We start from the raw sequence: 13,712 nt of genomic DNA, 5'->3' as shown, positions 1-13,712 counted from the left end.
CGAAAGGCCCACGTAAGTGAGGATTTTCGGGTTTTTTTTTGCCTGCAATACAGTGGGGGTGCGGGTCTGGAGGGTGGGTAGAGCTATCACCAACGTACAGACATGCAGCCGTCTGGATCGAACATTAGTTTCGAGTCGTCGTGATGTCAATATGGAATAGGGCGAAGGCCGGAGCGAGCCTGCTCCGTTTTGTCAACGAAAGTAACTCAGCTAACGCTGGAATTCATTTCTGAAAAGTCGATTTGAGGGCGAAACTTATCCTCCAGATCAGGCCTGCTTCATCCCAATCCAGACAGTAACGAGGGCTGCTTACGACAGTCCTGTCCCAGCGGTCGAACATCAGGGGCTGCTTCAGCTCCAGCTATAAGACTTGATGCCAACCCTGTTGATCATCAACGTCAACAGTAGCGAGCTTTCGGACACCTCATCTCCTGAGGAGGCGGGGGGTATACCGAGTTCTTCCCACCACGTTCCTGGTCCATCCCAGGTCAGCTCATGACTCAATCCAGTTCCGACCGGCAGAATTGCCTGCTCCAGAGTGAAGCGTTCCGAGGTTATGCTGGCGACGTGTGTTAGCAGCTTTGACTCCGAGGGAATCGGAATGTGTGAGGAGCACTCTTTGCCCCTAACTTCGTCTGCCTCGAACACCATCGGCTCCATGCATACATCTGGTTGAGGCAAAGCAACTGGTTCGGGCAGGACGGGAAGTGGCTGAGCCACCGGCACAGGCATATGCTCGTCGACCCGTCTCTCAAATGCTATCGCACCCTGTGAAAGGCTTCGTTCATGCAGCACTGCTCGCATGTGATCGTAATCCACCTCGATATAGCTGAGCGTGGTGGCGATATTTGAGTGGTTCAGCAGGCTCTTGGTTAGGTGGATATTTCGCTCTGGCTGTCTCATTAGATCCGTTGCGAGGGTATGTCTGAACCTATGCGGGGTCATGCGAATTCCGACTTCCCGAGTCAGCTTGCGATACATGCCCTCGATCTGGTCGATGTTCATAACCGTTGAGCGATAATGTCTGGAAAAGCGATTCACGTTAAAAAGCTGGTCGTCTGGTGCAAATCCAATTTCCTTTGCTGCCTCGAGCAGTTTCAAAATATGGGGTTCCAGGCCTGGCATGATGGGTATTGAGAACTCGCGGTGAGTTTTCTCTGTGTCAGCCTGGACTTTGATAATTCTGTTGTCCCAGTCCACATCTCCGTATCGAAGTGTCAGTAGGGCATTCAGTCGGATGCCGGTGTAGTAAAACATTTCGAAAACGGCGAGCCAGAACCAGGCCGGTGTAATGGCGCTACGTTTCTTTGAATAACACTCCTCCGCCACCATGGATTTGAGCCAATCCCGCGCTCGTTTGATTGCATCACGTGCGACGGTTTTACTGGGGCGTTTGGGTGGGATGACAGTGGTTTTTTTGAACGGGTTAATGGACGTGTGTAGCAGCGTTCCCTGTTCAATGGCATACCCCCATACAGTCCGGAGATGGTTTGAATAGGTGTTCCAGCTCTGTTTTGCCAGCCCACGCTCCAGCTCTTTCCGACGCCATCCTAGGATCGAACGGTGATCTATGGATTCAAGTGAAATTTCTTCTCCAAAGTGTCTGGTCAACGCTCTTGTGGCCGCAAAGTAGATCTTCGCGGTGGCATCTCTTAAGTCGTGAGTAAAGATGTAGTCCTTGGTGAGGGCTAGAGGTGTGCTCATTCAACACCCTCCTTTGCTTCGGTCACCAGGCTCAGGCTCGCGTTATCGAAAGGTACTTCGGAAAATACGGTGAGCGGGTCCTTCAACAGGTATCCACGAAGCTGTTTTGTCGTTCTGGGACCAGTGACCTTGCACGTCCAGATGTTGAGGCTCTTCTCGGTTTTTCTATGCAACTTCTGCTTTTCAAAGCTTCGCTGCACCAATTGCCAGCCGTTGATTTTTTGAGATTTTGCCTGCACTTCAATGGCAGGAAACTCCTGTACGTAGCGCTTGAAGATTCCAGGTGTAACAAGCATTGCAGTCCCCGATACGGTATGCACCAAAGCCTTGGTGTCATTGATGATGATTCGACGGGAGACGAGGCCATTCCTAAGCCATTCAACAAATCCCTGACCCAGCTCGCTGTTTGTTCTATGTATCGAAGCATCCGTGTCGGCTATGACTGCCGGTAAACTCTCTACGCTGGAAGCTGTTGCTGGCTGGGCGTCTTCCTGTCCAAAAGGCGCGGTCTCTGCCGCCGAGGTTTTGGCTTCTGGGTCGATTTCTGTCTGTAGTGGCGATGTGATGTTATCAAGCAGATCCATCAGCGCAGCAATCTCCGCTGGATTACCTGGTGTGTCGGGGGAGATTTTTCCCGTCGGGAGGGACGGGTTCGAAACAAATGCGGGAGGGGCTGTGACAATCTGAGTCGAGAGAACTTGTGAATTTTCGACGGTACTGTCCACGGGATTACCGGCTTCGACCTCGAGTGTCCCTGCGTATACCGGTGGGCGATCACTCGGATCATTCCAGATTAGTGCCGGCGAGAGCTTGAGAAGGGTAAAAGTGTTTTTCCAACCATTACCGTTGTCGATGGTGGCTTTCCAAATAGCCTTGTCCTGTGCATTCGTCTGGATCACCCCCTGATCCTGCAGCATGTTGAAGAAGGGGGCGTTCGAGCTCGGTACTCCATCGACCCCTTGTGTCAGTAAATAGGCTCGAAGTTGATCTGCAATCGGCTTGCTCACCAGCCATAGCGCATCCTGTGCCAACCATCCATCCGAGGGGCCGTCTGGCTGATTCAGTTTGAACTTGTCACGGACCAGGTAACGCAAACCATCGGCCAGTTGCCGTTGTAGGGACTGTTTCGGCGCTGCCAAAGCTCGGGACGGATTGCCGCCCAGCTCCAGAGCGACTGACGCTTGGTCGGCCTGCACCACGATCTCACCCAGGATGCCGGCGTTTTCGTACTGACCGGCCAAGATAAAAATCAACTGCGACCACACTTCGGGGAATCCGCTGAGCCAATCCAAAATGTCAGGGGTCAAGACTTGGGCGTAGATGAGGGCTGCGGCCGCGCCGTGTAATTGATAGTTACGCCCCTTCACGTAGCGGAAGCGGTAAGGGCGCTTTATCGGCCCGTGCCAAGGGTGCCAGATCTTTTCGCCATGAAGTTCAACGTGGACGTCGACCGCGACCTTGCCGATGTCGTGCAGCAGAGCGCCGTAAGCCGCAGCAGCGGTCCAGGCTTCGGCCTGGGCTGACTGGGATTCCGGAGGTGCACCAATCGGAAGTAGATAGGACTGCCGGATCTTCAGGGCGTAGGCAACGATTTCCAAACCGTGATCAAGCATGCCACCTAGGTGTGCATGGTGGTGATTTTCCGAAGCAGGGAGCTGCTGGACCAACTCCGCGTAGCGTTCGAGAGGCTTACGGTAAAGATCGATAAATTGCTGGCGTGACAATGACGCGCGTTGCCATATGTTTTCCATGAGCTTCTGTCGACGCGGTGATGCCAACAGATCCTTTGCAGGGGCTGGTTGTAAAAAGCCCTGGGGTGTATGTGCCACACTGGTCGTGGCTTTGCTGCGTCGGAAGAAGAACATCGCCTGCTCCATGAAAGAATCATGGGGCGGGCTTTTCCTCTATCGGAGGGGAAGGGAACAATAGGAAAGTATCAATTGGTACCCTGCGGATTTCTTTGGCAAAGTGCCATCTTTTGATGGTGGTGTGAGCCGAACGGCGGCAGAATTGGCGCGAGCTTGGTCCTATAGCATGAAGCCGTAGGGCTTATGGAGAGGTAAAGAATGGTAGCGCTACGGTACGACGTAAAATCCACCTCAGTGAATGTTCGAGCGCTTTGCGACATGATCAGAGATGGAAATTCCGACCAGATTATTCTATTCGCGAGCGAGCGAAATAAACCGGATGATGAGGATGATAACAATCTGCCCTTAGTCGCAGCCTTAGTGCAGTACACGATCCCTCACATCGGTCACGTGTATGTAGTTTTCGATGGCCTATTTCTGACCGCCGCTCGTTATCCTCGATATCTGGAGGTGCGTGATTTATTGGAGCTGGCTGAGTCGTCTGGGAAGGTTTTTTTCTGCCAACAGCCGGTCCCGCTTACCAGCAGCTTGCCCCCTGAACAGGCAGTAGAAACGATGAAAGCGTTGGGATCGATCAAGCCTTTAGACGTCAGTTCACGGGCCAGCTATTTTTCATTACTGAGTCATTTCTCTGAACAAGCATATGTAGATATGCACTGAGTGAGTTAATCCAGAGGAGAAGGGGTAAAGCCTTTTTCGCTGAAAGCGGCCCTTTCAGGTAAGGCTCTTACCCTTGTGAACCATTCCCTTCGCTTGAAAAAGCCATTTACCATTTGGGCCATTTGGTGGGTCAGTCCTGCGGGAGGTGAAACCTGGCCTCCATCGCATCATGCAGGATCCGGACGATCTCGATAACCTGATCGTCGGCTAGTCGGTAAAAGATGATATGCCGAGGGCGTTGGACCATGCCATTTGCCGTGGCAGCCCGTTTGCGCGAATGGACCAGATGAAAGCTTCTTAAGCCGAGTGCGACCTCGTCTCGCATGCTGCTACCGATTCTGTTCGGCACGAGGGCCAAGTCCTCGATAGCTGTGCGTAAGAGCTCCTGGTAACGGACTCTGGCGCCGGTGCCGAACTGTAATTGGGAGTGTTTCAGAATGTCCGCTATGTCAGAGAGCGCTGTGTCAGAAATTCGGTACTGCGTCATGCTCAATGTTTCTCTGCGACGGATTGGGCGGCCTGATTACCGATATCCGCCAGAAGGTTGCCTAGATCCTCACTGCGGACTTCAATGAAGCGGCCCTGTTCTAGATCCATTAATCCTATCGAGGTGGCATGTCTCAGCGCGTCGAGCTTGGCGGCTTCTTCGGCTTCGCGCTTTTCCAGTAGACGGAGGCCTTCACGCAAGACTTCACTGGCATTTTGGTAACGACCCGACAGAACAAGGTCATTCACGACCTTTTCCAAATGGTCGGTAAGGACTACGTTTCGAGTGGCCATGGTGTGCTCCAGTTGCTAAGGGGAGGGCGGCATTTCTTGTTGGCATATTATGCCAATTGACTTGCGAAAGCCTAATTTTCAGTTTATACCTGCTACAAAGATGCCTCGTCTAAGAGGCTCAACGGAGAATCGCGTCATGACCGCACAACGACCACAGGGAATTGCTCATAGCCTTGGCTACGGCCTGGGTCGAGTTGCGGCCACGGTGTTCTCCGGCGGTAATGCTCGACTTCGTTGGTTGAAACGGATCGCTGTGGTTGTTGTTGCTATGGTAGTCATCGCCCAATTCGGTAGCTGGTTAGCGGCGACCGCAATGACTTTGGTTTCGATTGCGTTAATCCTCTGGGGGCTGTCTAGAGTGAGCCCGGCCGATGAAGGTATGGCAGGGGCGGATGAGGCGGGCCTGTTCGAGAAAGACGTGTTTGGTCGCAAGTTGAACTGGCTTGGCGAGCTTGAAGTTCCTGATCAGAATCCCGCAAACGAAAACCACTAAATCGGATGCATCCACGTCAGTTGAGGAGGCCTTTATGGCCCCCTCGTTCATTTAAGCGTTATTTCCCCTTCAGACCTCCTTTCACCAGCTCAGCGGCACTTCCACCGGCTTGCTGTACGGGTTGGGAACCTCTTGCGAGACCGCCAAGCACATCCCCTGTCGCAACACCTGCCCACCCTAATGCTGCGATCCAAAAGAGCGGCAAGATCACAAACATCGCACCCATCACAAAGTTGAGAATGGCGTCTTGGGTTGCAGTGTTCAGCCCCATCACTGGATCAAAGCTCAGATGAGGTGAGCCTGAACCGTAGAGGGCATCGAGGATGGTGCTGTCCACCCACCTTGCCAGTTGGAACCAGAAGTCGACGAAGATCAGCGAAAAGAAGACCACTGTCATAGTCATGGCAGTTTTCAGCTGGTATGCCCCGACCACCAGGACCATGGGCATGCTGATCACCATTGCCATCTTCAAGAAGGCCATGATCATGGGAAGCGCTTGGCGCACCATGTCCATAGCCGGAAAGTAGGCGAGTGATCCAAGAGCAATACCAAACGTACCGCCAGTGCGGGCCATGCCGTTCCAGACGGTACCGCCGATCTGGCCTCCGTAGTCAGAGTAAACATCTCCCTGGACTTGGCTTGAAGGGGCTACAAGTTGCCTGATCACTGCCTCATTGACTTCATCCGAGGACAGCCACTTGGCCCAGCCAAGGAACTTGGTCATCAGGTCCGGATCCACTTGAGCCTGAATCCTGCCCTTCAGCCCGATTCCTCCGTCTGACCACCACTGTTTGCACGTCGGATAACCTCCACCACCCGAAACTTCCGGAAGACCGGCATCTCGGGTTGCGTTGTATGGCCACGAGGTCCGTGGCGTCTTGGAGTAGTCGGTGTCGTAGTACCCAGAGGTATTAAGGAAGAAGTGTGAGCCGATCCAGCTCAGATCCTGCAGCGTTTCAGATTTGCTTGCAGCAGACCCTAACTCGGGTTGTCGCATGAACAAACGAGCTCGGGAGGGGCCGTAGCAGTCATGGGTGAAATCGGCGACTTCCTGGGCGAGCAGAGGATTGCTGATGCGCGCGTTGTCGACATCCATCCGCATCTGCCTAAGGTCTGTGCCGCAAGGGATCGACGCGACAGCCCCATTGGTTACCCCTTTGGAGAGGGCGTGCATGAAGGCCCACCAGACTGGCATCTGCGCGCTTTTCCCTGCCAAGCTACTGAACGACGTGTTCCATCCGGTATCGGCCGGGGCCGGAAGGGTGTACTGACACTGCTGTGCCCGGGTTTGATCGAAGTGCAGAGTATCGAAGCTGACATTGACAGCTGGCACGCCACATAACGCAACGACAACGTAGCCGACATAGATACTGGTTTCGATCCGCGCCAGGGAAAGTACACCCTTGTTACCCTCGTCAGCGCCTTCCCCGCGGACTTTGAGCCACTCCCTAAGCACGATAATGCAGAAGGGCACAGCGAATAACCCAGTGTCCTGGATCATCGCCCAAATACCGTTGTTGATCAGCCAACCGACCAGCGTCAGGTAATACTCCAGGTAGTCATTCGTGTAGAGGGTCACAACACACCTCCCGGTTGGAACGCCAGTTTGCTGAGCTCGATGAGCAGCACCAACAGCACGACCAGAACCTCTACTTTACGTAGGCGTTTATTGCTCTGCTTCGCGGCCTGTTCCGGGAGGCGCGTTTTCAGTTTGAACCAGGTAATGGCCAGACCGGTGTAGAGTGCCAACCGCCATGCCAGAAGGTGCCAGTAGTGATCGATACGCCATTCCTGCCAGGCCTGCACACCACCGAAGAAACGGAACAATACAGCGTTGAGCATGATCGCCAGGGCGCTGAGCAGAAAAAGGCAGATCACTGTTACGAGTGTCCCCCTTATCACTCTGCGAGCCATTGAACGACGTGGTTTGATGATTACATCCTGAGTATCGATCATGGCCAAGTCCTCACTGATTAGTCTTTGGCGACTGCAGCTGATTCAGGCGACCAGTTTCTGGGTTACCCTGCAGCACGCCACGGGAGTTCTCGGCTCTAGCTTTGCTTCTTTCGATAATCTTCATCGGCGAGTTCTGCGCGAGCTGTTGGCGCATGTCGAGCTCAATCTTCAGGTTTCCGATCTCCTGCTGGAGCGCAGAACTCTGTTGGCTCACCGCCTGCACGGCGAGGTCATTGGCTGCGACGTTGGGCTCCTTGCTGCCGGCCATCATCGTGCGTTGCAGTGCCAGAGCTTTCTCCAGGACATCGGAGAGAGCCACCTCTGAAGCAAGCCGACGGGCCAGAACATCCTGATCACGTTCGTCCTTCAAAGCGCTCACGACGCCTCGGGTTATCGGCAGCGAGTTGCTGCTCGCTGCCTGGAGATTTTCTACGGACATGGCTTTGCTGCCGGTCAGCAGCTCCTGCAACGCTTTCAGTTTGGTGTCATAGGCTTCCTGGATCAGGGGAGTGAGTCCTACCCCAGCAGCGGTCACCGTTTTTGGGCAACTGTCACAGGTTTGTTGTTGCTGTTCGCCAAGCACGCGGTTGGCAAAGGTGGTTGCCTCCTGTGGCGAAGACCATACATTGCAAATCAGGCCGTTGTTACAGCTATCCTTGCTGATCGATGAGGTGTCGCCGGCAGCTCGTTTGTTCAGCAGGTTATAACCGGCCTTGGTCACATCCCCCACGATCCGGATAGGCTTTTGTCCTGAGCCCCCGGCTCGATCGCCACCGACCCAGGTAACACCATCGTCACCACCCTTTTTCTCGACTTGTTCAATCGCCGAGACGGCATCTGTGTTTGCCGCCAGGGTCTGGCTCATTGCCTGACCCTCAGCAATCTTGCCCCATCCCATCTGATTGCCGGCGACATCTGCCATCTTGTCTGCAATGGCCCGGCAGGTACCTTTCGACCGATCAAAGTCGAGCCTGGCCTGCAAGATTCCGTTGGTGATCAAGTTGTAGAGTGCCGGGTTGGATCGCTGGAGAATCAGTGCCGGCAGAGAGGCGACGGCACCGGTGGCGTTTGATACCACCGAGGTCATGATGTTCTGGAATCCGGAGGTCGCCCCGTTCAACTGGTTTTCCAGTGTGTTGCTCAGGTTCATATTTCCGCAGACCAGGTTGTTGCTCCAGCCACCTCCCACCGAGATGCTGTCCATGTTGCCAGCACTGCCCATCGTCACTGCATTGCCGCCGCCGATGCTGTAGAGCACGTCGTCGCCGATCACACTGCCTGACGATGAGGCGTTAATTGGGCCAGCAGATAACGCTGCTGCACTGACGAGACTGCAGGCGAGTCCGATCGCCCAAGGACTGAGTTTCATATCGTGCTCCGATCGCTGAGGTTCATTGGAAGTCAGTGCTGCCTAAAAACGTTTGACCGCGTCGCTGGCAGCATGAATACGGCCGCCACAGCGCCCAGGCGTAGCCACCGTCCTGGGCTTGAACTTGTGGGCCGCTGCTGGGGAACACCGCGCATGACTGGCTAAGCGTTGGTGTGAGTTCCTGCCACTTGCCAGTGATGGCGTCACCTTCCTTCAGCTCTCCAGCGGGCCAATAACCGTCCTGAGCTGTTGCGAGCATCGGGAGATAGACGTGTATCTGACCGTTGCGCGTGGTGATGTCGCCTGCGCGCTGGGCGATGACGGCACCGGTCTTGTAGTCATCGGTCTGATGGAGGAAACCACTGCGTGGGTAAATGTTTCCCCACTGATTGCCGGTCATAGTGCTCCCGACTTCACGTCTTCCTGGAATGAAGGCTTCCGGATACACGGCCTCGGGTACGCCATATCGCCAGGCGATAGGGTCGAGCGTGCTGAGAAAGTACGGCACGAGTGGCAGAGTCGCACCCTTGCAGGCGTAGCCCGATGCGCTGGCAAATTGGCTGAAAGTCGCGCCTCCAGGGTGTCCGATTACATCGGCTTCTTTGAATTTGGCGATGTTGTTCTCGCCGATGTGGTTCGTAGTTCCGTCATTGCCAGCTTGGGCCATCGCGTTCGGAGAGCCGAGGCCTGACATTTCTGTCCAAGGACTCAATCCCGTGTCCGAATAGCTCGCTACAACAGCATCAGGAACGTAGTGACGAACCTTGGTTGAGGTTCTGACTTTGCATCCGAAGGGGGTGCAGAACAGCCAGTAGCAGATCCCAACGATCTTGTATTCCAGGCATTGTGGTGAAAGCGTCGACGAGATGATTGCAGCTGAGTTAATTGCCGCAGATGCTGAAAAAGACAGGCTAAATATGACTGCCATTGAAATCGACCGGAGCGAGTGATGATTGAGCTTCATCGCTGAATACTCCTTGCTCTTTCGATGAGTCGTGTCGCGGTGGCCGCATCCGGTTCCCCGTACACAACGTACCGACGGTCCACGACAACGGCTGGGAGTTTCTCTATTCCGATGCTCCATGCGTCGGTAGCATCCTGTTGTGCTTTGGCCAGGTCGTTCTGCAGTTGCTTGCCTGCTGTGCTGGCAAGGAAACGTCGCACAGCCTCAGAGGCTTGGCGCGGGTCTACTGGCAAAGACTTCGACAGTTGCTCTTCAAGTCTCTGTTGCGCATCGAGTTGAATGACGCGGGTGCCGGCAACAGCAACGATTGGATGAGCCTTGTCCGTGATAACCCAAGTTTCGCCATGGGCCAAAGAGGACATACATAAAATGGTGAGTGCAGCCAGCCATCTTAGTGGTCGATTGGAGTCGGGTAGGTGGTTGATCATGACGCCGTACCTGAATGGAGTTCAGGTGCAGAAAACAGGATGGGCCGGTCGAGCGCAGCAGAAAATAGGATATAGGAAGGGGGCGGATTTCTTCTCGGGGCAGGATGAGGGCTTGCTCAACAAATCGGCCAGATTGTTTAAAACCCCCAAAGAAGCTGTACTCCTAGTGCGGTGCGTCAACGTAGTAATTGATTGTAAATCTGACTTTTTCGCCATCATCCGAGTGACTGATGCTTATTGGGAGGCCGCTATCCATATGGGTGTAATCCACGATCAATAAGCTTTCGCCTGGTAATACCAAGTAGTAGCCTGTGCCCTCGCAATTAACTTCATAGAACCTCATGTTACCTGTTCCGTCAGGCCAAATAATATTTCGCCCTGATGTTGTAAAGCCAGCTGCTTCGAGCTTGCTTAACGCTTGGGATGAACAGATTATCCAGTCTGCGTTGCGAGTTGGAAGTGTGTTCTCAGCGTCTTTGGTATGTTTATTGTGAAGTAATATTTGAAGATTAAGCCAGTTGTGGACCTCTTGGGCTAAATTGGGGCCGTAAATATCAAATATGTAATGAGTTCCAGTCTTGGCGAGAAAAGCTTCACGTGGTAGGTCGATATTTGAAGTTATTGGATTTACGGGGGCTATAGTCAGTCTCCGAAATAAAGGATACGTTGATACTGATTTCGCGAGTTTTTTTGTGACTTCGGTTTTGAATCTGTCTAGTGAGGCTGGGTCTAATTTTTGAGTCGCTAACTCGGTCTTGGTTTTATCAGTCAATGCTTTGCTAAGTAGCTCGCAAAGCTGGCAAGCATAGTCTCTGAGAGTTGATATTTGCTCGGGTAGAATTCCAAGGCGATCGGTAAAACGACTGTTGGCTAATATTTTTAATAGCGCTGTCTTTAGTAAAGGTACTCGCTGGTTTGCAGCTTTCAGCTCCCCTATGTGACAGGTGGGGAGTGTAGGTATGGATATTTCTGATTTGATTGTAGTGCCAGTTGCTCGCAAAATGTAGAGATTCCAGAGTTCATAAACAATAAGGGCTCCAATGGCGTCAACTATTTTATATTCCTGGATTTCATTTAGGGATCTGTAAAACTCACTAAAGTTGTTAGCCGAAACAAATACGCCGATACATTCGGCTAGAGATGTAGGAACCGGAGAATGTCCAACGTTGAATGCGCGCGCTCCAGCAGGATTACGCAATTCTCTGCATTCGATAAAAATTTCTGGGTTTCTAGTCAGTAGGGAACTTAGTGCTCGTAGTGTTTCAATCTCTATTTCGCGTGAAAAGCTGTTTAAATCAATGCCTTTCCAAAGCTCAGTTATAGCGATGTCTAAATTTTTGAATTCATCTTTTAATATTTTCGGTGGGAAAACGTTTTTTTCTAAGTGTGCTTTCATCCCAGGTTGGTATTTGCTTTCAATCTTTTTTTCGAGCTCTTCGCGCAGCATCCGTCCAGCATGAACTTCGGTAATGTCATGATCGAACTCGGGCAGGCTTGAGTAGCCCCAAAGCTCAGCTATTCGTTCAGGGAGCTCCCATCCACCTTTGTTGTAATTGCCTTTGTATTGTATGATTTGGCGGACATTGTCCAGTAGCTCTGGAACGTTTTCTGGTTGTTCATGAACTGAGGTCCAGATGAGTAGGCTGAAGTGTTGTTGAAGCTGTTTGTATACTTCGCGTTCGGATTTTTCTTTGTGAGCAAAGCTGCTAAATAAACGTCCGTTTCGGCAGAATCGACCATACGAGGGAAGCTTGTCTTCTCTGAATCTCGCTATTCTTTCAATTACACCGAGTTGGGGTAGATACTCTTCCTTGGCTAGAATAGCCGTCATTGTTAAACTCAAATAGTAGCCTGCTATTCTTTGGTAAACATCTGCTTCCCTAGCAGTCTCAACTGCCGCCATTACGGCGGGAAGCGAAGCTAGCAACTGACGTGTGAATTCATTTGCGTTATTGTCGTAAAGTTTGTCTATTGCTTCATAAGAAATGGCTCTAATTCGTTTGTCTAAATCAAATTTAGTTGGCTCGGTGCAAAGTAGGTGGGATTCCAGTTCGATTAATGCTGTTATGTGGTCTTGAATGTTTGCAGGGCTTGAAAACCAAGCTTTGACTTTAAATAATAAACTTGAGGTAAAGCCTTGCTTGTTCGGTTTTTTCATGAATGTAGAATTTGCGTGCTTGCTGATGGTTAGATATATTTTGTTGTGAATTGTTTCTATGTTGGACATGAATGTGTATGTGAACTTTAGATGCTTATATACTTTGTACATGACGAATCCGAACCATGCAGTTAGTAAGCATAGGTACGGGGTTAATGATATTAGGTTGAAGGCGTGTATTGAGATTAATAATTTGGCGGTGAGGGACGAGGCTAGCGCCAAGAATAGCGCTCTATTTAATTTTTTTGTGTCTGTACCTGAAAGGGTGGGTGTGATTTTAAGTAGGGATGGGCTCCTATAGCGCGTTCTAGTAGCTTCAATTACGTTTAAGGATATTGGGAGTGCAAGTGCGCCAAGGGCTGCTGCAATAGTGATTATGTCTGTAATTAATGTTGCCCATATTGCACTCTTTTCATCCGATATTGCTGAATCAGCGGAAGCTATTATAGACGTGCGCAGGGTTAAGGCCGATTGAGCTATTTTGGTGTAGAGCTCGGTCATAGTGTGTATAAGTGCTGAGAATTCCATTTCCGAGATCTCATTCTATAGTTCAGATAATCTATTCAGGGAAGCGACGTTTACATGGCTAACCTGTGAGTTATGCTGGATGTTATCACGTCCGACGCTGATGATTCTCTTGCGGTACTTTTTCAATTAGTTTTGATGGTCTCCGATTAAAAATTTGCATTCAGTGAGGTTGGTACGAACCTCGACTAGGGCTGGCGTTAGCCTGTGACAACCAATCGATAGCAGAAAGCAGTATCGCGTTATCAGCGGGTCCTTCGATTTTCAAGGATTTTCCTGTGGTGTTGTCTCTGATCACCAGCGACGGTGTCGCTTGAATGCCGGCTTTGGCGGCTTGCTTCACCTGCTGGTCAATACGCAAGGCGACCTGCATGTTGTTGGCAGCGCAGGCCTTCAGCTCTTGGTTATCGACATTGGCGATATCAAGGTGACCATCAAATCCTTGGCCATTGCTACGCGTGCGTTCGAACACTTGGCCAATGGCTTCCCAGAAAGCTGTAGCTCCACTCAGCTTACCGGCGCACTCGACAAGTCTGGCTTCCTGCCGTGCTGGCTGGCCGTGGAAATCCAGTGGCAGGTGATGCCACTGGAGGTTCACGTCATCTTGTTGCTGTACCCATGCCTTCAGTATGGGCGTATAGGTCTTGCAAAAAGGGCATTCCAGGTCGGCGAATTCGGTGATGGTCCATCGTGCATCTGCTCGACCGAATATCCACGGCCCTTGAGGGTGTGAGGGGAACAGTTGGTCTCTGATTAAAGGAAAGGTGGCTACCAGCAGGCCTGCAAGAGCGGCCATTGGTATCGCCC

At 52.0% G+C, this 13,712-nt stretch carries 13 protein-coding genes; 2 read left to right on the top strand and 11 right to left on the bottom strand.

Features of this window, described 5'->3' with window-relative positions; translation table 11 throughout:
• Nucleotides 1-351: 351 nt before the first annotated feature.
• Nucleotides 352-1,704: a tyrosine recombinase XerC gene (gene xerC, locus FPT12_RS17685; protein WP_145017905.1), complete on the bottom strand. Its 1,353-nt coding sequence runs from the start codon at nt 1,702-1,704 to the stop codon at nt 352-354.
• Nucleotides 1,701-3,581: a MobH family relaxase gene (gene mobH, locus FPT12_RS17680; RefSeq protein WP_145017903.1), complete on the bottom strand. Its 1,881-nt coding sequence runs from the start codon at nt 3,579-3,581 to the stop codon at nt 1,701-1,703. Before mobH ends, xerC begins: the two co-directional genes overlap by 4 nt.
• A gap of 189 nt (nt 3,582-3,770) precedes the next feature.
• On the opposite strand from mobH, the gene FPT12_RS17675 reads away from it, so the two are divergent.
• Entirely contained in the window at nt 3,771-4,232 is a 462-nt protein-coding gene (locus FPT12_RS17675; protein WP_145017901.1) for a hypothetical protein, read from the top strand.
• Nucleotides 4,233-4,362: 130 nt separating this feature from the next.
• On the opposite strand, the gene FPT12_RS17670 is transcribed toward FPT12_RS17675, so the two are convergent.
• Nucleotides 4,363-4,719: a type II toxin-antitoxin system RelE/ParE family toxin gene (locus FPT12_RS17670; protein ID WP_145017899.1), complete on the bottom strand. Its 357-nt coding sequence runs from the start codon at nt 4,717-4,719 to the stop codon at nt 4,363-4,365.
• A 2-nt stretch (nt 4,720-4,721) separates the two neighbouring features.
• Entirely contained in the window at nt 4,722-5,012 is a 291-nt protein-coding gene (locus FPT12_RS17665; protein ID WP_145017897.1) for a type II toxin-antitoxin system ParD family antitoxin, read from the bottom strand.
• 136 nt (nt 5,013-5,148) lie between these two features.
• On the opposite strand from FPT12_RS17665, the gene FPT12_RS17660 reads away from it, so the two are divergent.
• Nucleotides 5,149-5,505, top strand: coding sequence for a hypothetical protein (locus FPT12_RS17660; protein ID WP_145017895.1), 357 nt, complete (start codon nt 5,149-5,151; stop codon nt 5,503-5,505).
• Between the two features lie 58 nt (nt 5,506-5,563).
• Here the strand turns inward: FPT12_RS17660 and FPT12_RS17655 are convergent, their stop codons facing one another.
• The 7 genes from FPT12_RS17655 to FPT12_RS17625 all read right to left on the bottom strand — a co-directional run bounded on the left by FPT12_RS17655 (nt 5,564) and on the right by FPT12_RS17625 (nt 13,701).
• Entirely contained in the window at nt 5,564-7,084 is a 1,521-nt protein-coding gene (locus FPT12_RS17655; RefSeq protein ID WP_145017893.1) for a conjugal transfer protein TraG N-terminal domain-containing protein, read from the bottom strand.
• A complete protein-coding gene (locus tag FPT12_RS17650; RefSeq protein WP_145017891.1) occupies nt 7,081-7,461 on the bottom strand; it encodes a hypothetical protein in 381 nt (126 codons plus the stop codon). The genes FPT12_RS17655 and FPT12_RS17650 overlap by 4 nt, the downstream gene beginning before the upstream one ends.
• A gap of 10 nt (nt 7,462-7,471) precedes the next feature.
• Nucleotides 7,472-8,830, bottom strand: a complete 1,359-nt coding sequence (locus FPT12_RS17645) for an integrating conjugative element protein (protein WP_145017889.1) — start codon at nt 8,828-8,830, stop codon at nt 7,472-7,474.
• A gap of 22 nt (nt 8,831-8,852) precedes the next feature.
• Nucleotides 8,853-9,758: a TIGR03756 family integrating conjugative element protein gene (locus FPT12_RS17640; RefSeq protein WP_371922573.1), complete on the bottom strand. Its 906-nt coding sequence runs from the start codon at nt 9,756-9,758 to the stop codon at nt 8,853-8,855.
• Nucleotides 9,759-9,790: 32 nt separating this feature from the next.
• Nucleotides 9,791-10,222, bottom strand: a complete 432-nt coding sequence (locus FPT12_RS17635; RefSeq protein WP_178098800.1) for a TIGR03757 family integrating conjugative element protein — start codon at nt 10,220-10,222, stop codon at nt 9,791-9,793.
• A 163-nt stretch (nt 10,223-10,385) separates the two neighbouring features.
• Nucleotides 10,386-12,908, bottom strand: a complete 2,523-nt coding sequence (locus tag FPT12_RS17630) for a hypothetical protein (protein ID WP_145017886.1) — start codon at nt 12,906-12,908, stop codon at nt 10,386-10,388.
• Between the two features lie 160 nt (nt 12,909-13,068).
• Nucleotides 13,069-13,701, bottom strand: coding sequence for a DsbA family protein (locus FPT12_RS17625; RefSeq protein ID WP_256676794.1), 633 nt, complete (start codon nt 13,699-13,701; stop codon nt 13,069-13,071).
• Nucleotides 13,702-13,712 lie beyond the last annotated feature (11 nt).

This window comes from Pseudomonas sp. H3(2019) (assembly GCF_007713465.1).
Lineage (GTDB): Bacteria > Pseudomonadota > Gammaproteobacteria > Pseudomonadales > Pseudomonadaceae > Aquipseudomonas.
Note: the sequence above shows the minus strand (reverse complement) of the source record. Positions and strands in the feature narration are given on the sequence as shown.

Excerpts from the sequence above, each read along its gene's own strand:
- FPT12_RS17660 (WP_145017895.1), top strand. The coding sequence starts at position 5,149 with ATGACCGCACAACGACCACAGGGAATTGCTCATAGCCTTGGCTACGGC.
- FPT12_RS17650 (WP_145017891.1), bottom strand. The coding sequence starts at position 7,461 with ATGATCGATACTCAGGATGTAATCATCAAACCACGTCGTTCAATGGCT.
- FPT12_RS17665 (WP_145017897.1), bottom strand. The coding sequence starts at position 5,012 with ATGGCCACTCGAAACGTAGTCCTTACCGACCATTTGGAAAAGGTCGTG.
- FPT12_RS17645 (WP_145017889.1), bottom strand. The coding sequence starts at position 8,830 with ATGAAACTCAGTCCTTGGGCGATCGGACTCGCCTGCAGTCTCGTCAGT.
- FPT12_RS17635 (WP_178098800.1), bottom strand. The coding sequence starts at position 10,222 with ATGATCAACCACCTACCCGACTCCAATCGACCACTAAGATGGCTGGCT.
- FPT12_RS17625 (WP_256676794.1), bottom strand. The coding sequence starts at position 13,701 with ATGGCCGCTCTTGCAGGCCTGCTGGTAGCCACCTTTCCTTTAATCAGA.
- FPT12_RS17640 (WP_371922573.1), bottom strand. The coding sequence starts at position 9,758 with ATGGCAGTCATATTTAGCCTGTCTTTTTCAGCATCTGCGGCAATTAAC.
- FPT12_RS17670 (WP_145017899.1), bottom strand. The coding sequence starts at position 4,719 with ATGACGCAGTACCGAATTTCTGACACAGCGCTCTCTGACATAGCGGAC.
- FPT12_RS17630 (WP_145017886.1), bottom strand. The coding sequence starts at position 12,908 with ATGGAATTCTCAGCACTTATACACACTATGACCGAGCTCTACACCAAA.
- FPT12_RS17675 (WP_145017901.1), top strand. The coding sequence starts at position 3,771 with ATGGTAGCGCTACGGTACGACGTAAAATCCACCTCAGTGAATGTTCGA.
- mobH (WP_145017903.1), bottom strand. The coding sequence starts at position 3,581 with ATGGAGCAGGCGATGTTCTTCTTCCGACGCAGCAAAGCCACGACCAGT.
- xerC (WP_145017905.1), bottom strand. The coding sequence starts at position 1,704 with ATGAGCACACCTCTAGCCCTCACCAAGGACTACATCTTTACTCACGAC.